Here is a 19,528-nt window from a genome sequence, read left to right as displayed (position 1 = left end):
GGCGACCCCGCAAGGGGCCGCCCGTTTTTCGTCGGACGCCGCGCGCGTTACAGCACGTAGCGCGACAGGTCTTCGTCCTGCGAGACTTCGCCGAGCGCACGGTCGACATACTTCGCGTCGATCGTCACGCGCTCGCCGGCATGGTTGCCGGCCGAGAACGACACTTCCTCGAGCAGTTTCTCGATCACCGTGTACAGCCGGCGCGCACCGATGTTCTCGGTCTTCTCGTTGACCGCATACGCGATCTCCGCGAGACGGCGGATGCCGTCGTCGGCGAATTCGAGCTGCACGTCTTCGGTCGCGAGCAGCGCCTGGTACTGCTTGACGAGGCTGGCATCGGTGGCGACGAGGATCGCCTCGAAATCGTTCACCGACAGCGAGTCGAGCTCGACGCGGATCGGGAAGCGGCCCTGCAGTTCGGGAATCAGGTCGCTCGGCTTCGCGAGGTGGAACGCGCCGCTCGCGATGAACAGGATGTGATCGGTCTTCACCATCCCGTACTTCGTGTTGACCGTCGTGCCTTCGACGAGCGGCAGCAGGTCGCGCTGCACGCCCTGGCGCGACACTTCGCCGCCGCTGCCTTCGTTGTTGCGCGACGTGATCTTGTCGATCTCGTCGAGGAACACGATGCCGTTCTGCTCGACGTTCTGCACGGCCTTCGTCTTCACTTCCTCGTCGTTCAGCATCTTCGCCGCTTCCTCGTCGGTCAGCAGCTTCAGCGCTTCCTTGATCTTCACCTTGCGACGCTGCTTCTTGCCGCTGCCGAGGTTCGAGAACATCGAGCGGATCTGCTCGGTCATCTCTTCCATCCCCGGCGGCGCCATGATGTCCATGCCGGCCGACGGCTGCTCGAGGTCGAGCTCGACTTCCTTGTCGTCGAGCTGGCCTTCGCGCAGGCGCTTGCGGAAGGTCTGGCGCGTCGCGTTGTTGTCGTCGTTCGCGTGGTCGGCATTGCCGCCGAAGCCCACTGCGCGCGGCTGCGGCAGCAGGATGTCGAGGATGCGGTCTTCCGCCTGGTCGGTGGCCTTGCTGCGCACCTTGCGCATCTCGGATTCGCGCGTCTGCTTGACCGAGATCTCGATCAGGTCGCGCACGATGCTGTCGACGTCGCGGCCGACGTAGCCGACCTCGGTGAACTTGGTCGCCTCGATCTTGATGAACGGCGCGTCGGCGAGCTTCGCGAGGCGGCGTGCGATTTCGGTCTTGCCGACGCCCGTCGGCCCGATCATCAGGATGTTCTTCGGCGTGATTTCCTGGCGCAGCGGATCGGCGACCTGCTGGCGGCGCCAGCGGTTGCGCAGCGCGACCGCGACGGCCTTCTTCGCCTTGGCCTGGCCGATGATGTGCTTGTCGAGTTCCGAGACGATCTCGGCAGGGGTCATGGTGCTCATAGTGCGGTCCTTACTCGATCGTTTCGATGATGCGGTTGTGGTTCGTGTAGATGCACATGTCGCCGGCAATCTTCAGCGACTTCTCGACGATCTCGCGCGGCGACAGCTCGGTGTTCTCCGCGAGCGCGCGGGCCGCGGCCTGCGCATACGCGCCGCCCGAACCGATCGCGCAGATGCCTTCCTCGGGGTCGAGCACGTCGCCGTTGCCGGTGATCACGAGCGTGGTGGTGGCATCGGCCGTGATCAGCATCGCCTCGAGGCGGCGCAGCATCCGGTCGGTGCGCCAGTCCTTCGCGAGCTCGACGGCCGCGCGGGTCAGGTTGCCCTGGTGCTTTTCGAGCTTCGCCTCGAAGCGGTCGAGCAGCGAGAACGCATCGGCGGTGCCGCCCGCGAATCCGACCAGCACCTGGTTGTTGTAGATCCGCCGCACTTTCCGCGCGCCACCCTTCATGACGATGTTGCCGAGGGTTACCTGGCCGTCGCCGCCGAGCGCGACCTTGTCGCCGCGCCGGACCGAAACGATGGTCGTGCCGTGAAATTGCTCCATCTGCGTTCCTTGAGAAAAACGGGGAAGAGTCGGGCGGCGCGAGGCGCCGCCGCGTAACTCGCAGTGCGCCGGGAAGCGGCCCGGCGCGCGTCCGTTTCATTTTAGGGCGGGCGCGGGGATATCAAGAGGCGGGCGGCAAATCGGAAAACCGGCCAACCGCAAGCCGGTGCCGGAAAAACAAAAAGCGCGCGGCAGGCCGCGCGCTTTCGGGAAGCAGCGTGTTTGAGCGGAACGCCGCTCGATCAGTCGCCGAACAGCTTCTGGCGCAACTCGCGGCGCTCCTGCGCCTCGAGCGACAGCGTGGCGGTCGGACGGGCGAGCAGCCGCGGAATGCCGATCGGCTCGCCGGTTTCCTCGCACCAGCCGTAATCGCCGGAATCGATGCGGGCGAGCGACTGCTGAACCTTCTTGAGGAGCTTGCGTTCGCGATCGCGCGTGCGCAGCTCGAGCGCGTGCTCTTCCTCGATCGTCGCGCGATCGGCGGGATCGGGGACGATCACCGTCTCGCGCAGGTTCTCGGTCGTCTGGCCTGCATTCTTGAGGATGTCCGCCTGCAACTGTTCGAGCCGATTTTTGAAGAAGGCGAGCTGATCCTCATTCATGTAATCCTTGTCGCTCATCTTCAGGATTTCGGCTTCGGTCAAGAGTTTCTTCGTCATCTGCTTGCTTCTTCAATGTGCGGCAAATCGAGAGATATTGCCTGCACTTTGGGATTACCCGCAACCGCGCTTGCAATCATTTGCGATTTGCCGCCGCGGGGCCGAAAGCCTCTGGAAAACCGGTTCTCAAATACCAGGATAGGCCTGGCGCGGAGTTGCGCGCGCTGCGAACCGGTGTGCTGCGCGGCACATCGCATCGGCCGCGGCCGGGAGGCGGATTGGCGATCCGGCGCGGTTGCGATGCCCGGAAAACTGGTTCAGCAAGAACCGGGCCTGTTTGTTGCCGTACTCCAGCGGGCACGTATTGTAACTGAATCGCAAGCGGGCGCCGTATCGGGTCGATCCCCGTCGGCTGCGCCAATATCTAGAAAATATAACGCGCAAATCGCGAAAAAGCGATGACGGCGAAACCCTGCCCGAAACGGGCGCTCCGCGGCCGCCGCAGCCGCCCGCGGGGCGGCCGTGCGGCGGCGTGTGCGGCGGTTGCCCGCGCGCGTCAGGCGAGACAGGCGTCGAGGCCGTCGGTGATCAGGTCCTGCGGCAGATCGACGCCGATGAACACCATCTTGTTCGTCTTCTTCTCGATCGGCAGCCACTTCGCGGCGAGGTCGCTGCCCATCATCTGATGCACGCCCTGGAACACGACCTTGCGGTCGACGCCCTTCATGTACAGCACGCCCTTGTAGCGCAGCATCCGCTCGCCGTAGATCTGCAGGATGCCGCCGAGGAAGTCTTCCAGCTTGTTCGGGTCGAACGGGCGGTCGTTGCGATACACGAACGACTTGATCTTGTCGTCGTGGTGCGCGTGGTGGTGATGGTGGTGGCCGTGGTCGTGATCGTGCGCGCATTGACCGTGATCGTGGTCGCAATTGGCGTGATCGTGATCATGGTCGTGATCGTGGTGGTGATGCGCGTGATCGTCCTCGGCGAGGAAGTCGGGGTCGATCTCGAGCTTTGCGTTCAGGTTGAAGCCGCGCAGGTCGAAGATTTCCTTGATGTCGGCTTCGCCGAAGTTCACGACCTTGATCGCGGCCTTCGGGTTCATGTGCATCAGGCGGTGCTTCAGGCCGGCCACGGTCTGGTCGTCGACCAGGTCCGACTTCGTGATGAACAGCCGGTCGGCGAAGCCGACCTGGCGCTGCACGACTTCGTGCTCGTCGAGCTGCGCGTTCGCGTGCTTCGCGTCGACCAGCGTGATGACCGCGTCGAGCAGGAAGTCGTCGGCGATTTCGCTGTCGATGAAGAAGGTTTGCGCGACGGGGCCCGGGTTCGCAAGGCCGGTGGTTTCGATCACGATGCGGTCGAAGTCGAGCTTGCCTTCGCGCTTCTTCGCGGCGAGATCGCCGAGCGCGCGGGCGAGGTCGCCGCGGATCGTGCAGCAGATGCAGCCGTTGCTCATCTGGATGATCTGCTCGTTCGAATCCTGCACGAGGATTTCGTTGTCGATGTTCTCTTCGCCGAACTCGTTTTCGATCACGGCGATCTTCATGCCGTGCTGTTCGTTCAGGATGCGCTTGAGCAGCGTCGTCTTGCCGCTGCCGAGGAAGCCGGTGAGGATGGTGACGGGAGTGGCCATGTCAATCGCCTGTGGTTCGTGAATCGGGGTCAAAACCAGGATGTGCGTTGCGCCCGCTCGCGCTGCCAGCCGGGGCGCACAACCATCCATTGAAACATACCTGTCAAGCCCCCGCCCGTCGTCCGAACGACAGGCGGGAACGCGAATCCGCCGGGCGCGAGGCCGCGGCCGGCGGAAGGTTACGCGCGTAGATCGGGGCGATCAGACGATTTGCAACAGCAGGCCCTTCAGATATTCGCCTTCCGGGAATGCCGCGAGCAGCGGGTGATCGACGCCCGCGCCGAGCCGCTTCAGGATGCGCGCGTCGACCTTCGCGTCGGCCGCCGCGCCCGCGACGATCTTCTGGAACAGGTCCATGTCGATCGCGCCCGAGCACGAGTACGTGAACAGCAGGCCGCCCGGACGCAGCAGCTTGAAGCCGCTCAGGTTGATGTCCTTGTACGCGCGCGCCGCGCGATCGACGCTGTCGCGGGTCGGCGCGAACTTCGGCGGATCGAGCACGATCAGGTCGAAACGTTCGCCTTCGTCGACGAGGCGGCGCAGCGTCTTGAACGCGTCGGCGTCGAGCCAGGTCGCGCGTTCGGCGTCGAAACCGTTGGCGACGACGTTCTGCTGCGCGAGCGCGAGCGCATCGCCCGACGAGTCGATCGACACGACACGCTTCGCGCCGCCCTTGAGCGCCGCGAGCGAGAAGCCGCCGGTGTAGCAGAAGCAGTTCAGCACGTCGCGATCGGCCGCGTACTGCGCAACCAGCGCGCGGTTGTCGCGCTGGTCGACGTAGAAGCCCGTCTTGTGGCCGTTCGGCACGTCGACGTGATAACGCACGCCGTTTTCGTTCGCGATCAGCGTCGCGGGCGGCGCGTCTCCTGCCAGCACGCCGGTCGTCTGCTCGAGCCCTTCCTTGTCGCGGATCGACACGTCCGAGCGCTCGTACACGTTCGGGCAGCCGGTCGCGCCGACGAGCGCCTTCACGATCGCGTCCTTCCATGCTTCGACGCCCGCGGCCATGAACTGGCAGACGAGCTGGCCGCGCGGCGCCGCGCCGGCTTCGGCGGTGTCCGCGACGTAGTAGTCGACGATCAGCCCCGGCAGCCCGTCGGCTTCGCCGAACACGAGCCGCACCGCGCCCGTGCCCGACACCATCGTCGTGCGGTGCGCAACGGCGCGCTGCACGCGGCGCTTGAAGAACGCGTGGTCGATCGGCTCGTTCTCGTCGAAGCTCCATACGCGCACGCGGATCTGCGACTGCGGGCTGTACGCGCCGCGCGCGAGAAAGCGGCCGTCGTGCGCGCGCACGATCACGGTCGCGCCGGGCGCGGGCTTGCCGTCGACGCGGTCGATCGCATTGGCGTAGATCCACGGATGGCGGCGCAGCAGCGATTTGTCCTTGGACGGCTTGAGGGTGACGGTTTGCATGATGAGATCGAAATGGGCCGTGCGCGAAGCCGGCCGTGGCCGGTCGCCGCGCGCGGCGGGTAACACGGGGCGCGCGTCAGTCGCGCTTCTTCGCGCGCGGATGCGCGCTGTCGTAAATCTTCGCGAGATGCTGGAAGTCGAGCGACGTATAGACCTGCGTGGCGGACACGCTCGCGTGGCCAAGCAGTTCCTGCACCGCGCGCAGGTCGCCGCTCGACTGCAGCACGTGCGTCGCGAACGAGTGGCGCAGCACGTGCGGATGGACGTTGGCGGGGATGCCCGCGGCGAGCGCCGCGCGCTTCACGCGCTCGCGCACGACGCCCGGCGACATCCGGTTGCCGCGCACGGACACGAACAGCGGATGCGGATCGTGCTTCACGAATTCGCCGCGCACCGCGAGCCATGCGTTCAGCGCATCGATTGCCTTGCGGCCGACTGGCACCTTGCGCTCCTTGTTGCCCTTGCCGCGCACGGTGACTTCGGCTTCGGCGAGATCGAGCCAGCCGGCCGAGCGGTAGCCGTCGGCCTGCGTGTACATGACGTCGAGCCCGATCAGCTCCGCGAGGCGCAGCCCCGACGAATAGAACAGCTCGAGGATCGCGTGATCGCGGATGCCTTCGGTCGTGCCGGCGAGCGGTGCGTCCATCAGGGCCGATGCGTCGTCGACCGACAGCGCCTTCGGCAGGGTTTTCGGGCGTTTCGGCGCGCGCACCGCGGCGACCGGGTTCGCCGGCATGTCGATGCGCTGCGCGAGCCAGCGGTAGAACGCGCGCCACGCGGACAGCCGATGCGAGATCGACCGTGCGGACAGCCCGCCCGAATGTGCGCGCGCGACCGCGCCGCGCATGTCGGCGGCCGTCAGCACTTCGAGCGGCCGGCCGGCCGCAAGCTTCTTCAGTTCGTCGAGTTCGTGCGTGTAGGCGCGCAGCGTGTGCTCCGACAGCTGCCTGACGTGCTTCAGGTTCGACAGGTAGGCGGCGACCGGATCGTCTGTCATCGCGTGCGGCAGGCTCAGTGCGGCAGCAGGCGCGTGAGCGCGGCGCTCGCGAGCGTTGCGATCTGCGCGAGGAAGTCGGTGGCCATCCCGTCGTGGAAGCGGCGCGGGTCGGGCGAACCCAGTACGAGCAGGCCGAACGCGGGCGCATCGGTGCCGGCGAGCGGCGCGCGCAGCGCGAGCAGCGCGACCGATGCGGCCGAGCCGTCGCCGGCAGACGGCGCGGCTTCCGCGCCTTCCGCCGCATTCGCGGCCGGGGCGGCGACCGCGGGCGCGAGCCACTGCGCGGCCTCGAAGCCCGTGTTCGCACCGCAGTACGGCGTCGACAGGCCGTTCGTGAACAGGCGCACTTCCTCGCCGACCTGGCGCGCGAAGTCGGCCTGCGAATAGGTGTCGGCGACGTCCCACACGCGCAGTGCCGTCTGCGGCACGTCGAATACGTCGGCGATGCCGTCGGCGATCGTGCGCGGCAGCGCGTACGGATCGCGTTCCGCGATCACGCGGGCGGTCCAGCGGCTGAACTTCGCGGACAGGCTGTCGTTCTCGTGGCCGTAGCGCACGAGTTCGGCGAGCCGGCGCTCGAGATGCTTGTTCTTGTCGCGCAACATCTCCATCTGCCGCTCCTGCAGCGAGATCGCGGCCTTGCCGTGCGGGTTCGCGAGGCGGATCGTCGCGAGCAGTTCGGCGTGCTGCGCGAAGAATTCGGGATTGGCGAGCAGGTAGTCGGCGACTTCGCGATCGTTCATGTGGCTGGAGCGTTCAGTTATCAAGGACGTTGCAGGGTCAGGCGGGCAGGTCGATCTCGCCTTCGAACACGGTCGTGGCGGGCCCGGCCATCATCAGCGCGGCAGCTTCGTCGCGTGCGCCGTCCCAGCTGATCGTCAGCGTGCCGCCGTGCGTGTGCACGGTCACGGGCGAATCGAGCAGGCCGCGCCGGATGCCGGCCGCGACCGCCGCACACGCGCCGGTGCCGCACGCGAGCGTCTCGCCCGCCGCGCGTTCGTACACGCGCAGCCGCACTTCGCTGCGCGACACGATCTGCATGAAGCCGGCGTTCACGCGCTCCGGGAAGCGCGCGTGGTGCTCGATCAGCGGGCCTTCCTCGAGCACCGGATACGCTTCGGCGTCGTCGACGATCTGCACCGCGTGCGGGTTGCCCATCGACACCGTCGAGATCCAGCGCGTCGCGCCGCCGACGTCGAGCGGCCACAACGTGTCGCGGCCCTCGGTGCGGCCGTCGAGGCCCGCCGCATCGAACGGCACCTGCGCCGGCGCGAACACGGGCGCACCCATGTCGACGACGACTTCGCCGTTGTCCTGCATCGTCAGCGTGATCAGGCCCTTCATCACCTGCACGCGCACGCTGCGCTTGTCGGTCAGGCCGCGGTCGCTGACGAACTTCACGAAGCAGCGCGCGCCGTTGCCGCAATGTTCGACCTCGCCGCCGTCGCAATTGAAGATCCGGTACTTGAAATCGACGCCGTCGACGGTCGGTTTTTCGACGAGCAGCAACTGATCGGCGCCGATGCCGAAGTGGCGGTTGGCGAGCGCGCGCACCTGCGCTTCGGTGAGCGGCGGCAATGCGCGCGAATAGCCGTCGAGCACGACGAAGTCGTTGCCCGCGCCGTGCATCTTGGTGAACGAGAGTTTCACTGGGTCCGGATTTCCATGGCGAACAAGGCGGTCAGCGCGGCGCGCGCGACGCCGCGCCATGTCGGGCGGCCTCGTTCGTCGTGCTGATCTCAACCGCAAATGATACATGGAGCCGACAGGGGCGTCCTGCGCGGGCGTTCCGGGCGTTTTCGTACTCGCTCAATTGGATGAGGCCACCCGGCGATTCGTATTGTTTCGCCATACGCCCTGTCAACCTCCAGCGAGCTCATTCAAGCCATGAACCGCATCTTCAATCCGCCCCATCCGGGCGACACGCTGCGCGACGACGTGCTGCCGGCGCTCGGCCTGACCGTCACCGAGGCCGCGTCGCAGTTGGGCGTGACGCGTGCCGCACTGTCGCGGATCCTGCACCGCCATGCCGGCATCTCGCCGGAAATGGCGCTGCGCCTCGAAGCGTGGCTCGGCGAGGAAAACGGGGGGCGGGCCGATCTGTGGCTCGCGCAGCAGTCGGCCCACGACCTGTGGCGGGCGCGCGCGAAGGGCGCGCCGAAGGTGGCGAGGGCGCGGGCGCGCGCGTGACGGCCCGCCTGCGAACGCCTTCCGGCGGGGTCAGTACAGGCTCGGCTCGCCGGCCGGGCGCGTCTTGAAGCGCTTGTGGACCCAATAGTATTGCTCGGGCATCAGCGGGATCTGTTCCTCGAGGAATTCGTTCATCCGCCGCGCGTCGAGATCGTCGTCGCCCGTCGGGTAGTGATCCCACGGCTTGAATACCTTCAGGCGATAACCCTTGTAGTTCGGCAGCACTTCGCCGATGAACGGCACGACCTGCGCGCGGCCCGTCTTCGCGAGCCGGCCGACCGCCGTCAGCGTGCACGCGGGCACGCCGAAGAACGGGACGAACGTCGAATTGCGCAGCCCGTAATCCATGTCGGCGCCGAGCATCACCGGCTTGCGGTCGCGCAGCCAGCGCAGCACGACGCGCGCGCTGTCCGCGCGGCCGACCATCTCGGCGTCGAAACGCCCGCGCGCCTTCTTCGCCTCTTCCTCGAGCACGGCGTTCGAGAACGGCTGGTAGAGCGACCCGCAGCGGCGGTGGAGCGAACGGTTCAGCCAGATCGAGCCGGCTTCGATGCCGACGAAGTGCAGGCCGAGGAACAGCGTCGGCGGCAGGTCCGGATCGTCGAGGTCGACCGCGCTGTCGACCTGGATCAGCTTCGCGAGCTTTTTCTCCGAGCCGAACCACTGCACGCTGCGCTCGACGTAGCTGCGGATCGCATGGCGGAAATGCTGGCCTGCCACTTCCTCGCGGCGTGCGTCGCTCCAATCCGGGAAGCAGAGTTTCAGATTGGTGTGTACGATGCGTTTTCGCCGGCTGGGGATCTTGTAGAGCAGCCAGCCGAGACCATCGCCGAACCGTGCGGTCAGGCCGTACGGCAACAGGGCGAGCAGTTTCAGCAAGCCAATGGCGAGGTGCGTGCCTAGACGACCTAGCATGCGAAACCTCCGTGGGACCGGCTGGCCGGCGCGTTGCGAACAGGTAGGTAAGACAGCGGAAGATGCAGCACGGGCGGCGCTCTGTGACAATTCAGGAAAGCCGCTATAATACGGGCTTCGCCGAGTTAACTGACAACTTGCGGGGCGAAGCCGGTTGGCGTCATACGCGCTGCCCGGTCCTGGTAATCCGCTAAAGCGTCGCCGCTTCAGGCCCAACGAAGCTGGCTACGTGAAACCAACCGTAACCACACAGGAGCCTGAAAAAGTGGCAAACGATTATCTCTTCACGTCCGAATCCGTCTCCGAAGGCCATCCGGACAAGGTCGCGGACCAAATCTCGGACGCGATCCTCGACGCCATCCTCGAGCAAGACAAGTATTCCCGCGTCGCGGCGGAAACGCTGTGCAACACGGGTCTCGTCGTCCTGGCCGGTGAAATCACCACGACGGCCAACATCGACTACATCCAGATCGCGCGCGACACGATCAAGCGCATCGGCTACGACAACACCGACTACGGCATCGACTACAAGGGTTGCGCGGTGCTCGTCGCGTACGACAAGCAGTCGCCGGACATCGCCCAGGGCGTCGATCGTGCACACGACGACAACCTCGATCAGGGCGCGGGCGACCAGGGCCTGATGTTCGGTTACGCGTGCGACGAAACGCCGGAACTGATGCCGCTGCCGATCTACCTGTCGCACCGTCTCGTCGAGCGCCAGGCCAGCCTGCGCCGCGACGGCCGCCTGCAATGGCTGCGCCCGGACGCGAAGTCGCAGGTCACCGTCCGCTACGTCGACGGCAAGCCGCATTCGATCGACACCGTCGTGCTGTCGACGCAGCACGCGCCGGACATCGAACTGCCCGCGCTGCGCGAAGCCGTGATCGAGGAAATCATCAAGCCGACGCTGCCGGCCGACCTGATCAAGGGCGACATCAAGTTCCTGGTGAACCCGACCGGCCGGTTCGTGATCGGCGGCCCGCAGGGCGATTGCGGCCTGACCGGCCGCAAGATCATCGTCGACACGTACGGCGGTGCCGCACCGCACGGCGGCGGCGCGTTCTCGGGCAAGGATCCGTCGAAGGTCGACCGTTCGGCTGCGTACGCAGGCCGCTACGTCGCGAAGAACATCGTCGCCGCCGGCCTCGCGTCGCGCGCGCTGATCCAGGTGTCGTACGCGATCGGCGTCGCCGAGCCGACCTCGGTGATGGTCAACACGTTCGGCACGGGCCGCGTGTCGGATGCGGTGATCACGAAGCTCGTGCGCGAGCATTTCGACCTGCGTCCGAAGGGCATCATCAAGATGCTCGACCTGCTGCGCCCGATCTACGAGAAGACGGCTGCTTACGGCCACTTCGGCCGCGAAGAGCCGGAATTCTCGTGGGAAGCGACCGACAAGGCGCTCGCACTGGCCGAAGCGGCCGGCGTCGAGCCGACGGCACGCGTCGCGTAAGCGTCGTTCGCCTGAAATGAAAAACCCCGGCTAGCCGGGGTTTTTTTATGGGTTCCGATCGTCGGGGCAATCGGACAAACGAACAAGCGGACAATGGCGCGACGGCGATCGTCGCGCGCGGTGCCCGCCGGCGTGCGCTCAGCGCGCGCCGAACCCGAACCAGCCGTTGCTGGCCGCGAGGCGGCGCGGACGGTTGACGCGGCGCTGCGGCCCGAGCGTGCGTCGCAGCGCGAGCGCGCGCAGCGACGACGGTTTCTGCAGCAGGGAGCGCAGGCCGGCACGGCGCGAGAACGCCTGTGCACTCATCATCGAGAAAAATGCGTGGAACCACGCACGGATACCGTCCAGCCGGCTGTGTGCGGGCGTGCGCTCGGCCAGCGCCTGCGTGCGTGCGCGGTGATGGCGCAGCGAGCGGGCAGGAGCGGTCGGCACGACGCGCTTCGCAGCGCGGCTGAGACGGGAAGTCAGACGGAATGGCATGTGAACGATGCTTCGCTTGTATGGATGGCGCCCTGGAGAGCGCACTGGTATGAACGGCCTCGGATGACGCAACGGATCTTACTGAAACTCGCTGCGCGCCGCGCCCGCCAGAATTGACAGGCCGCGACAGGCTACAGGGGATTCATGACGGGCAAAAGTCGCGATAAACCCTTGTGCCACAAGGCGTGTGCCGCATACCGCCTGTCGGTGAGGCAGGTGCCGCGACGAACAGTTCCCTTGAGCCGGATCAAATCCGCGATTGGCATGCCCCTGCGTACGACAATGGTGCTGTTCGCGGCATCCGGCGCCGATTTACAATCGTCACATTCACACAATAAATGTCTGGCATCCCATGTCGTCTCCATTGCAGTCGGAATCGATCCGCGCGCAAGTCGCGGAATTGCGCGAGCGCGGCTTTGTCGTCGCGCGTGGCCTCGTCGGCGAAGCGCAGTGCGCGGCGCTCAGGCAGATCGCGGAGCGCCAGTTGCGGGAGGCGGCGGAGCCGATCGAGTTCGAGGCGGATCTGCGCTACCCGGGCGCGCCCGAGTCCAAGCATGCGCCGGGCGGGCATACGGTGCGGCGGCTGCTCGATGCGTATTCACGCGATCCGGCGTTCGCCGAGCGCGCGATCGCACCCGAAATCGGTGTGTGGATGCGCGAGTATTTCGGCGAAGAACCGGTGCTGTCGCGCGCCCATCACAACTGCATGATGACGAAGCATCCCGCGTATGGCAGCCTGACCGGCTGGCATCGCGATTTCCGCTACTGGTCGTTCGAGCGCCCGGACATGGTGTCGGTGTGGCTCGCGCTCGGGCCGGAAACGAACGAGAACGGCGCACTGTGGCTCGTGCCGGGGTCGCATACGGCCGAATTCGGGCCTGAAGCGTTCGACGATGCGAAGTTCTTCCGAAGCGACCTGCCGGCGAACCGGAAGATGATCGATGCGGCCACGTGCCCGTCGCTGCAGACGGGCGACGTGGTGTTCTTCCACTGCAACACGCTGCATTCGGCCGGACAGAACCGCTCCGACCAGGTGAAGTTCTCGCTCGTGTACACCTATCACGGCGCGAGCAACCGGCCGCTACCCGGCACGCGCTCGGCGTCGAAACCGGAAGTGCAGTTCTAGGTTCGGACCGGACGGGCGGTGACGCCACCGCGGTCACGCGATGCGGTGCATCGCCGGCGGATGAAGCAACGGGCGGCCTGGCCGCCCGTTTCGTTTGGCGCGGCCCGGTCGCACGACGCGGGCCGTGTGTGCATCGCGCGGCTGCGCGATCAGCGTTTGTTGCCCGGCATCGCGAGGCCGATCAGGCCGATGAACGATGCGACGGCGCCGCCCGCGATCAGCAGGATCGTCTTCGTCGCGGGCGAACCGGTGAAGAAGCGCGACACGTTGTCGTTGATCGAATGGAACGACTGGCCGCCGAAATACAGCAGCACGACGCCGCCGACGAGCAGTGCAACCGAGATGACCCGGGACATACCAACCTCGCTGAAACGGTGATTCGAGACGCCGCAGTGTAGGCGACGACCGCGGCCGCGTCCATCGCCGTGCCGCCGTGCGCGATCCGGCCGCTTTCGCTACCATAGTCGTCGTATGACTCCTTCGCCGTCGCCGCGCCGTGTGCGCGGCAAGCGCGACCTTTCCCCGATGTCCTGACGGAACAGACTCATGGCCTACGAAGCAGCTTCCGAACGTTATGCCGACATGCAATACCGCACCTGTGGCAAATCCGGGCTCAAACTGCCCGCGCTGTCGCTCGGCCTGTGGCACAACTTCGGCGACTCGACGCCGATCTCGACGCAGCGCGAAATCCTGCGCACCGCGTTCGACCTCGGCATCAACCACTTCGATCTCGCGAACAACTACGGGCCGCCGTACGGCAGTGCCGAAACCAACTTCGGCCGGCTGCTGAAGGAGGATTTCCGGCCGTATCGCGACGAGTTGCTGATCTCGACGAAGGCCGGCTGGGACATGTGGCCGGGGCCGTACGGCAGCGGCGGCGGGTCGCGCAAGTACGTGCTCGCGAGCCTCGACCAGAGCCTGCAGCGGATGGGGCTCGACTACGTCGACATCTTCTATTCGCACCGCTTCGACGCGCACACGCCGCTCGAGGAAACGGCGGGCGCGCTCGCGTCGGCCGTGCAGCAGGGCAAGGCGCTCTATATCGGCATTTCGTCGTATTCGGCGGCGAAGACGCGCGAGATGGCCGAGCTGCTCGCGCAGTACAAGGTGCCGCTGCTGATCCATCAGCCGTCGTACAACCTGCTGAATCGCTGGGTCGAAACCGAGCTGCTCGGCACGCTCGACGAGATCGGCACGGGCAGCATCGCGTTCACGCCGCTCGCGCAGGGGCTGCTCACGTCGAAGTACCTGAACGGCGTGCCGGCCGATGCGCGCGTGAACAAGCCGGGCGGCGGCTCGCTGAAGCAGGATCACCTGAGCGCGGACAACCTCGAGCACGTGCGCAAGCTCAACGCGATCGCCGAGCGGCGCGGGCAGAGCCTTGCGCAGATGGCGCTCGCATGGGTGCTGCGCAACGGCCGCGTGACGTCCGCACTGATCGGCGCGAGCCGTGCGGAGCAGGTGCGTGAAAACGTCGGTGCGTTGAAGCACCTCGAATTCTCGGCGGAGGAACTCGCGGAGATCGATCGTTACGCGACGGAAGGCGGCATCAATCTGTGGGAAAAGCCGTCCACCGATCAGGCGATCTGACCGGCGGTCGATACGGCATGCGAAACATCGCATGTCGTATCAATGGCTCGCGTGCGCCTGTCGCATCGCTGCGGTGCAGCGATGCACGGCACGCACGGGTGGTGCGCCGCTAGATCAGCGCAGGCAGGCCTTCGACGAGCAATACCGCGACGCCGACGCCGAGGATGACGCCCAGTACGCGTAGCAGGTTGTGGCGGAATTCGGTTGCGCACGGCACCGCGCCGAGAAATAGCGCTCCGGCCAGCGCCATCGGAATCAACAGGATGAAGTCGCCGATCGTGAAGTAGGTTGTCATGCGTGTCTCCAGTGTCGGCCGGAGTTAGCGCTTCAGCGCTTACTCCGGCCCCATCCCTGTGGGATTTCGGCCGGAGTCGGCACCTCAGCGCTTACTCCGGCCCCATGCCGGGTGTTTCTAGTGTTGGTCGCGACCCGATTGCGAGCGGGCCGGTCAATTCGAGTATAGGCAACCGGCAGCGCTTTTCGCTATCCGAACCATTAAAAATCAGCGGAATGCCCGGCGTATCACGCATTTTTCCCGCAAGTCAGACGAACGCCTTGCGCACAACTTTCCCGTGCCTTTCGATTTCTGCGGATTCGTCGCATGTGTCCGGTGCGTGCCGCCGCACCCGCGGGCGCGGCGGCACGCCCGCTCATGCGCGGTCGGGTTGCACGCGGGTAGCCGGCGCGCGAAACACGAGCGCGAGCCCCGCGATGATCGCGCCCATGCCCGCGAGCGCGAGCGGCTCGGGCCGGTTGCCGAGCCACACGGCATCCATCAGCGTGGTGACGACGGGCACGAGATAGAACAGGCTCGTCACGTTGACGAGATCGCCGCGCTGCATCAACCGGTAGAACAGCAGTTGCGCGATCACCGAAATCACGATGCCGAGCCACAGCAGCGGGATCACGAATGCCCAGCTCATGTCGAACGACACCGGCCGGAACGGCACGATCGCCACGCACAGCGCGAGGCCGATCGCATTCTGCAACGGCAGCACGTCGGCGGGCGCCGCCCGTACGCGCTTTTGCAGCAGCGAGCCGGCGGTCAGCGCGACGAGCGCGGTGAGCGCGCACGCGATGCCCGCGAGCGACAGGCCGCCGTCGCCCACGCCGCGGCACACGACGAGCGCGAGGCCGGCGAGCGACAGCGCGAGCCCCGCGATGCGCACGGGCTGCCAGCGTCGCTCGACGAGCGCGAGCGTGAGGATCGGCTGCACGCCGAGGATCGTGGCGAGCACGCCCGGCGCGATCCCGCGTTCGAGCGCGAGCAGGTAGAAGATCGAATAGCCGCCCATCATCAGCAAGCCGGTCAGCGCGGCCATGCGCCGTTCGCCGCGCGGAGGCAGCCAGCGTTTGCGCACGAAAGCCAGCCCGAGCAGCACGAGCGATGCGAGGGCGAAACGTGCGGTGAGAAAGACGAACGCGGATGCGTGACGCAGACCGAGTTCAGCGAAGATCGCGCCGCTGCTCCACAGCAGCACGAAGAGCGACGTCGCACCATGCGCGGCGAGCGCGCGTTTGAACGAAACCATGTGAATCCACCTGTCGAACGGATCGGAACGTTCCATTCGCGCGCGCAGCAGCGAGCCGTGCGTCACGACGCACGAATGCAAGCCTGCGGGCGAATGGAAGACGAAACGGAAGCCGGCTGGTCAGCCGGCGCGTGCCGCCGGAGGGGGCGGCGCGGCGCCGACGAGCGGCGGTGCGACAGGAGGAGGAAGAACCGACGGATGCGCGCACGCCTGCGGCCGCGAGTCGAACTGCGGCCGGGATTTTGCAAGGGCGGACGTGAGCGGATGCATCGGATCGGAATGCGCTGGAACGCGAATGAGCATCAAAGGTACCGCAAGGCCGGCATCGGACGCAACCACTGTCGGCGGCATCGCATGACGCAGCGCGGCGTGCGGTGAAGCACGCGGCAATTCGGGCGGTGCGTGCGCAACCGTCGTCGTGCCGGTTGCGTTCGAGGTACGGGGAAGGCGATGACGGCGCGGCGTCGTTCGGCCACGGCGTTCGCGCGAAACTTCCCGGTGATGCGGCACCGGGCCCGCGATGCGCGCGCGGCATGCGTCACGGGCGCGTCGCGGTGCCGACGCGGATTCGGCGGGCAGTCACATTCGACAGGGTATGATGGGGGTAACCGGGCGGGCAAGCGCCTGTCCGGCGCAGTGGTTGATTGGAGACATTCGACGAATTCGCGGCACTTCGCCTGCTTCTTCTTCTTTTCGCGCTTCGATAAACCGTGAACAATGGGATTACGCGCAACGCTCCGACGAGAGCGCGCGGATCGTGCATTTGCCGGCTCGTCACCGAGCCGGGTTTCAAGAGTCAAGAGTGGGGAACCATCATGCATGTCGGGTCGATTGTCTGCACTACCCATATCGCTGTGCCGAAGGGCGCACGCGGCATCGTCCAGCGCATCCTGGGCGACATGGCCATGGTGACCTGGTACGCGGGCGTACCGGGCGAGTCGAAGGAACTCAACACCGAGCCGTTCTTTCTCGAGGACCTGATCGACACTGGCGAATCCGTGCTGCCGGCCGGCGCGGCGCTTCACTGAGCGCATACGCCGCACCGGGCGCTCGTCTTTCGGCCCGGCTGGCGGCACAATGCGGGGCATGAAAGACGTCACTTCCGCTCCCGCTTCTCCTGCCGGCCCGCCGTTCGCCGGACTCACGCCCGAGTGCGTGCTCGACGCGCTCGACAGCGTGCTGATGCCGGCCGGCCTGCGCACCGACGGGCGCCTGCTCGCGCTCAACAGCTACGAAAACCGCGTGTATCAGGTGGGCATCGAAGACGGCCCGCCGGTCGTCGCGAAGTTCTACCGTCCGGCCCGCTGGTCGGACGAAGCGATCCTCGAAGAGCACGCGTTCGTCGCCGAGCTCGCCGCGCGCGAGATCCCGGCGGTGCCCGCGCGCGCATTCGACGGCCGCACGCTGCACGCGTTCGACGGTTTCCGCTTCTCGATCTTCGAGCGACGCGGCGGACGCGCGCCTGACCTCGACCGCAGCGACACGCTCGAATGGCTCGGCCGCTTCATCGGCCGGATCCATGCGGTCGGTGCGACGCAGCCGTATGTCGCGCGTCCCGTGCTCGATATCGGTACGTTCGGCTATGAGCCGCGCGACTACCTGCTCGCGCACGATTTCATTCCGGACGATGTGCGGCCCGCGTACGAGACCGCCGTGACGCTCGCGCTCGAAGGCGTCGAGGCCGCGTTCGAGCGGGCGGGCGAGATCCGCCTGCTGCGCACGCACGGCGACTGTCATCCGAGCAACGTGCTGTGGACCGATGCCGGCCCGCACTTCGTCGACTTCGACGACAGCCGGATGGCGCCCGCGATCCAGGATCTGTGGCTGCTGTTGCCGGGCGATCGCGAAGGCGCGTCGCGTGCGCTCACGGACCTGCTGGCCGGCTACGAGGATTTCTGCGAATTCGAGCCGCGCGAGTTGCATCTCGTCGAAGCGCTGCGCACGTTGCGGCTGATCCACTACGCGGCATGGCTTGCACGGCGCTGGGACGATCCCGCCTTTCCCGCCGCGTTCCCGTGGTTCAACACGCACCGCTACTGGGAAGCTCGCGTGCTCGAGTTGCGCGAGCAGATCGGCGCGATGCAGGAAGGGCCGCTCTGGCCCGTATGACGGCGCGCGCGGCACCGGCACCGGCACCGGCGCCGCGCGGCCTGCCGGTGCGGGCCGCGGCGCGATGCGCGCGGCCCGTTCGATCCCGTCCGTTCAGAACTTCATCATCAGCTTGATCAGCGCGGCGAAGCGCTTGCCGTACGGCGGCGCGAGCAGGTTGCGCGCGTTCAGGCGCGCCTGCGTGAGTACCGGCTTCATCTTCGAGAACGTCACGAAGCCGTCGTAGCCGTGATACGCGCCCATGCCGCTCGCACCGACCCCGCCGAACGGCAGGCTGCCGCACGCGATGTGCATCAGCGTTTCGTTGATCGACACGCCGCCCGAGATCGTTTCGCGCATCACGCGGTCGATCGTGCCGCCGTCCTCGTCGAACAGGTAGAGCGCGAGCGGACGCGGGCGCGCATTCACGTATGCGATCGCTTCGTCGAGCCGCTCGTACGGCACGAGCGGCAGCAGCGGCCCGAAGATTTCCTCCTGCATCAGCTGCGACGCGGCCGGCACCTGCGTGACCGCGCACGGCACGAAGCGGCGCGATGCAGGATCGGATTGCGCGTCGGACAGCGGATGCAGCTGCGCGCCGGCCGCCTGCGCGTCGCTGGCGAGCTGCTGCAGCCGGGCGTAGTGGCGCGGCGACACGATCGTCGTGTAGTCGCCGTTGGCCGACAGGTCGGGGTACATCTTCGCGAACCGTGCCCGCGCGCGCTCGATGAACGCGGCTTCCATCCCGCGCGGCAGCAGCACGTAGTCGGGCGCGATGCAGGTCTGGCCCGCGTTCAGCGTCTTGCCCGCGACGATCGCGTCGACGGCCGCATCGAAGCGCGCGTTCGGCCCGACGATGGCCGGCGACTTGCCGCCGAGTTCGAGCGTGACGGGCGTGAGGTTGTCGGCGGCCGCGCGCATCACGTGGCGGCCGACGTGCGTCGAACCGGTGAACAGCAGATGATCGAACGGCAAGCCGCTGAACGCGGCGCCCACTTCGGCATCGCCGTTCACGACCGCGACGTGGTCGCGCGTGAAGGTCTTCGCAATGAGCTGCTCGAACAGCGCCGACGTGCGCGGCGTCAGTTCGGACATCTTGATGATCGCGCGGTTGCCGGCCGCGAGCGCGCAGATCAGCGGGCCGGCCGCGAGCAGCACCGGGTAGTTCCACGGTACGACGATGCCGACCACGCCGAGAGGCTGCGGAATCACCTTCGCGCGCGCCGGGCGCAGCCACTTGTTCATCGGCTTGCGGATCGGTTTCATCCAGCGCTTGCCGTGCTTGAGCGCGTCGTCGATCTCTTCCTTCGCCATCCAGATTTCCGACAGCAGCACTTCCTGCTTCGCGCGATGACCGAAATCGGCGCTGATCGCCTCGGCGAGTGCGTCCGCGTGGTCGATCAGCATCGTGCGCAGCGCGCGCAAGTGCTGCACGCGCGTTTCCCAAGCCGGGTACGGTGCGCGCAGGTAGGCCGCGCGCTGGTCGCGCAGCAGCGACGTCAGTGCATCGACCGACGGCAGCGCTTGCGGGGCCAGTTCGGGCAGGTCGTTCTTCATGTCGTCTCCTC

At 66.7% G+C, this 19,528-nt stretch carries 20 protein-coding genes; 6 read left to right on the top strand and 14 right to left on the bottom strand.

Going from position 1 to position 19,528, the window contains the following annotated elements; all coding sequences use genetic code 11:
- Positions 1-47: 47 nt before the first annotated feature.
- From hslU to dapF, 8 genes are all read right to left on the bottom strand, one after another.
- Positions 48-1,391, bottom strand: coding sequence for an ATP-dependent protease ATPase subunit HslU (gene hslU / locus AB3K92_RS21870; protein ID WP_042972634.1), 1,344 nt, complete (start codon positions 1,389-1,391; stop codon positions 48-50).
- Between the two features lie 10 nt (positions 1,392-1,401).
- Complete coding sequence (gene hslV, locus AB3K92_RS21865; RefSeq protein ID WP_021156275.1) at positions 1,402-1,938, bottom strand: ATP-dependent protease subunit HslV; 537 nt, start codon at positions 1,936-1,938, stop codon at positions 1,402-1,404.
- 242 nt (positions 1,939-2,180) lie between these two features.
- Positions 2,181-2,597, bottom strand: coding sequence for an RNA polymerase-binding protein DksA (gene dksA, locus AB3K92_RS21860; protein ID WP_006477498.1), 417 nt, complete (start codon positions 2,595-2,597; stop codon positions 2,181-2,183).
- Positions 2,598-3,093: 496 nt separating this feature from the next.
- Complete coding sequence (locus AB3K92_RS21855; protein ID WP_021156274.1) at positions 3,094-4,173, bottom strand: GTP-binding protein; 1,080 nt, start codon at positions 4,171-4,173, stop codon at positions 3,094-3,096.
- A gap of 201 nt (positions 4,174-4,374) precedes the next feature.
- Complete coding sequence (locus tag AB3K92_RS21850) at positions 4,375-5,589, bottom strand: class I SAM-dependent rRNA methyltransferase (RefSeq protein ID WP_042972632.1); 1,215 nt, start codon at positions 5,587-5,589, stop codon at positions 4,375-4,377.
- Positions 5,590-5,665: 76 nt separating this feature from the next.
- Complete coding sequence (gene xerC, locus AB3K92_RS21845) at positions 5,666-6,586, bottom strand: tyrosine recombinase XerC (protein WP_042972630.1); 921 nt, start codon at positions 6,584-6,586, stop codon at positions 5,666-5,668.
- A 14-nt stretch (positions 6,587-6,600) separates the two neighbouring features.
- Positions 6,601-7,329 carry a DUF484 family protein gene (locus AB3K92_RS21840; RefSeq protein ID WP_059554751.1) on the bottom strand — a complete coding sequence of 243 codons (729 nt, stop codon included), beginning with the start codon at positions 7,327-7,329 and terminating at the stop codon, positions 6,601-6,603.
- Positions 7,330-7,366: 37 nt separating this feature from the next.
- The gene (gene dapF / locus AB3K92_RS21835) at positions 7,367-8,236 is read right to left on the bottom strand and encodes a diaminopimelate epimerase (protein WP_027788876.1); all 870 of its coding nucleotides are present in this window, start codon (positions 8,234-8,236) and stop codon (positions 7,367-7,369) included.
- Positions 8,237-8,473: 237 nt separating this feature from the next.
- On the opposite strand from dapF, the gene AB3K92_RS21830 reads away from it, so the two are divergent.
- Entirely contained in the window at positions 8,474-8,776 is a 303-nt protein-coding gene (locus AB3K92_RS21830; protein WP_369465827.1) for a HigA family addiction module antitoxin, read from the top strand.
- A gap of 30 nt (positions 8,777-8,806) precedes the next feature.
- Here the strand turns inward: AB3K92_RS21830 and lpxL are convergent, their stop codons facing one another.
- On the bottom strand, positions 8,807-9,691 hold the full coding sequence (gene lpxL / locus AB3K92_RS21825; protein ID WP_021163506.1) for a lauroyl acyltransferase LpxL: 885 nt from the start codon (positions 9,689-9,691) through the stop codon (positions 8,807-8,809).
- 265 nt (positions 9,692-9,956) lie between these two features.
- On the opposite strand from lpxL, the gene metK reads away from it, so the two are divergent.
- On the top strand, positions 9,957-11,144 hold the full coding sequence (metK, locus tag AB3K92_RS21820; protein ID WP_011353531.1) for a methionine adenosyltransferase: 1,188 nt from the start codon (positions 9,957-9,959) through the stop codon (positions 11,142-11,144).
- A 138-nt stretch (positions 11,145-11,282) separates the two neighbouring features.
- Here metK and AB3K92_RS21815 read toward each other — a convergent pair whose 3' ends face one another.
- On the bottom strand, positions 11,283-11,624 hold the full coding sequence (locus AB3K92_RS21815) for a hypothetical protein (protein WP_021163507.1): 342 nt from the start codon (positions 11,622-11,624) through the stop codon (positions 11,283-11,285).
- A 352-nt stretch (positions 11,625-11,976) separates the two neighbouring features.
- Between AB3K92_RS21815 and AB3K92_RS21810 the strand changes: the two genes are divergently transcribed.
- The gene (locus tag AB3K92_RS21810) at positions 11,977-12,750 is read left to right on the top strand and encodes a phytanoyl-CoA dioxygenase family protein (RefSeq protein WP_048025612.1); all 774 of its coding nucleotides are present in this window, start codon (positions 11,977-11,979) and stop codon (positions 12,748-12,750) included.
- A gap of 149 nt (positions 12,751-12,899) precedes the next feature.
- Here the strand turns inward: AB3K92_RS21810 and AB3K92_RS21805 are convergent, their stop codons facing one another.
- Complete coding sequence (locus tag AB3K92_RS21805; protein ID WP_021163509.1) at positions 12,900-13,106, bottom strand: DUF3185 family protein; 207 nt, start codon at positions 13,104-13,106, stop codon at positions 12,900-12,902.
- A gap of 190 nt (positions 13,107-13,296) precedes the next feature.
- Between AB3K92_RS21805 and mgrA the strand changes: the two genes are divergently transcribed.
- The gene (gene mgrA, locus AB3K92_RS21800; RefSeq protein ID WP_021163510.1) at positions 13,297-14,340 is read left to right on the top strand and encodes an L-glyceraldehyde 3-phosphate reductase; all 1,044 of its coding nucleotides are present in this window, start codon (positions 13,297-13,299) and stop codon (positions 14,338-14,340) included.
- A gap of 109 nt (positions 14,341-14,449) precedes the next feature.
- Here the strand turns inward: mgrA and AB3K92_RS21795 are convergent, their stop codons facing one another.
- Positions 14,450-14,635: a hypothetical protein gene (locus tag AB3K92_RS21795; protein WP_011353526.1), complete on the bottom strand. Its 186-nt coding sequence runs from the start codon at positions 14,633-14,635 to the stop codon at positions 14,450-14,452.
- A 355-nt stretch (positions 14,636-14,990) separates the two neighbouring features.
- A complete protein-coding gene (locus AB3K92_RS21790) occupies positions 14,991-15,872 on the bottom strand; it encodes a DMT family transporter (protein WP_060222464.1) in 882 nt (293 codons plus the stop codon).
- An 815-nt stretch (positions 15,873-16,687) separates the two neighbouring features.
- Here AB3K92_RS21790 and AB3K92_RS21785 point away from each other — a divergent pair.
- Positions 16,688-16,900, top strand: a complete 213-nt coding sequence (locus AB3K92_RS21785; RefSeq protein WP_004198969.1) for a hypothetical protein — start codon at positions 16,688-16,690, stop codon at positions 16,898-16,900.
- Between the two features lie 49 nt (positions 16,901-16,949).
- Positions 16,950-17,981, top strand: a complete 1,032-nt coding sequence (locus tag AB3K92_RS21780) for a serine/threonine protein kinase (RefSeq protein ID WP_369465826.1) — start codon at positions 16,950-16,952, stop codon at positions 17,979-17,981.
- A 93-nt stretch (positions 17,982-18,074) separates the two neighbouring features.
- On the opposite strand, the gene AB3K92_RS21775 is transcribed toward AB3K92_RS21780, so the two are convergent.
- Positions 18,075-19,517 (bottom strand): coniferyl aldehyde dehydrogenase, encoded by a 1,443-nt coding sequence (locus tag AB3K92_RS21775; protein WP_021163513.1) that lies wholly within the window; start codon positions 19,515-19,517, stop codon positions 18,075-18,077.
- Between the last annotated feature and the right edge of the window lie 11 nt (positions 19,518-19,528).

Origin of the sequence: Burkholderia sp. Bmkn7 (assembly GCF_041103175.1) — a bacterium.
GTDB lineage: Bacteria > Pseudomonadota > Gammaproteobacteria > Burkholderiales > Burkholderiaceae > Burkholderia > Burkholderia cepacia.
The sequence above is the reverse complement of the archived record's forward strand: the minus strand, read 5'-3'. Positions and strand labels throughout refer to the sequence as shown.

What these genes read in the sequence shown, in the direction of transcription:
- AB3K92_RS21855 (WP_021156274.1), bottom strand. Translation starts at nt 4,173, where the DNA reads ATGGCCACTCCCGTCACCATCCTCACCGGCTTCCTCGGCAGCGGCAAG.
- hslV (WP_021156275.1), bottom strand. Translation starts at nt 1,938, where the DNA reads ATGGAGCAATTTCACGGCACGACCATCGTTTCGGTCCGGCGCGGCGAC.
- dksA (WP_006477498.1), bottom strand. Translation starts at nt 2,597, where the DNA reads ATGACGAAGAAACTCTTGACCGAAGCCGAAATCCTGAAGATGAGCGAC.
- AB3K92_RS21780 (WP_369465826.1), top strand. Translation starts at nt 16,950, where the DNA reads ATGCGGGGCATGAAAGACGTCACTTCCGCTCCCGCTTCTCCTGCCGGC.
- AB3K92_RS21785 (WP_004198969.1), top strand. Translation starts at nt 16,688, where the DNA reads ATGCATGTCGGGTCGATTGTCTGCACTACCCATATCGCTGTGCCGAAG.
- AB3K92_RS21810 (WP_048025612.1), top strand. Translation starts at nt 11,977, where the DNA reads ATGTCGTCTCCATTGCAGTCGGAATCGATCCGCGCGCAAGTCGCGGAA.
- AB3K92_RS21795 (WP_011353526.1), bottom strand. Translation starts at nt 14,635, where the DNA reads ATGACAACCTACTTCACGATCGGCGACTTCATCCTGTTGATTCCGATG.
- AB3K92_RS21850 (WP_042972632.1), bottom strand. Translation starts at nt 5,589, where the DNA reads ATGCAAACCGTCACCCTCAAGCCGTCCAAGGACAAATCGCTGCTGCGC.
- xerC (WP_042972630.1), bottom strand. Translation starts at nt 6,586, where the DNA reads ATGACAGACGATCCGGTCGCCGCCTACCTGTCGAACCTGAAGCACGTC.
- hslU (WP_042972634.1), bottom strand. Translation starts at nt 1,391, where the DNA reads ATGAGCACCATGACCCCTGCCGAGATCGTCTCGGAACTCGACAAGCAC.
- AB3K92_RS21790 (WP_060222464.1), bottom strand. Translation starts at nt 15,872, where the DNA reads ATGGTTTCGTTCAAACGCGCGCTCGCCGCGCATGGTGCGACGTCGCTC.
- AB3K92_RS21830 (WP_369465827.1), top strand. Translation starts at nt 8,474, where the DNA reads ATGAACCGCATCTTCAATCCGCCCCATCCGGGCGACACGCTGCGCGAC.
- AB3K92_RS21805 (WP_021163509.1), bottom strand. Translation starts at nt 13,106, where the DNA reads ATGTCCCGGGTCATCTCGGTTGCACTGCTCGTCGGCGGCGTCGTGCTG.
- AB3K92_RS21840 (WP_059554751.1), bottom strand. Translation starts at nt 7,329, where the DNA reads ATGAACGATCGCGAAGTCGCCGACTACCTGCTCGCCAATCCCGAATTC.
- AB3K92_RS21815 (WP_021163507.1), bottom strand. Translation starts at nt 11,624, where the DNA reads ATGCCATTCCGTCTGACTTCCCGTCTCAGCCGCGCTGCGAAGCGCGTC.
- AB3K92_RS21775 (WP_021163513.1), bottom strand. Translation starts at nt 19,517, where the DNA reads ATGAAGAACGACCTGCCCGAACTGGCCCCGCAAGCGCTGCCGTCGGTC.
- mgrA (WP_021163510.1), top strand. Translation starts at nt 13,297, where the DNA reads ATGGCCTACGAAGCAGCTTCCGAACGTTATGCCGACATGCAATACCGC.
- lpxL (WP_021163506.1), bottom strand. Translation starts at nt 9,691, where the DNA reads ATGCTAGGTCGTCTAGGCACGCACCTCGCCATTGGCTTGCTGAAACTG.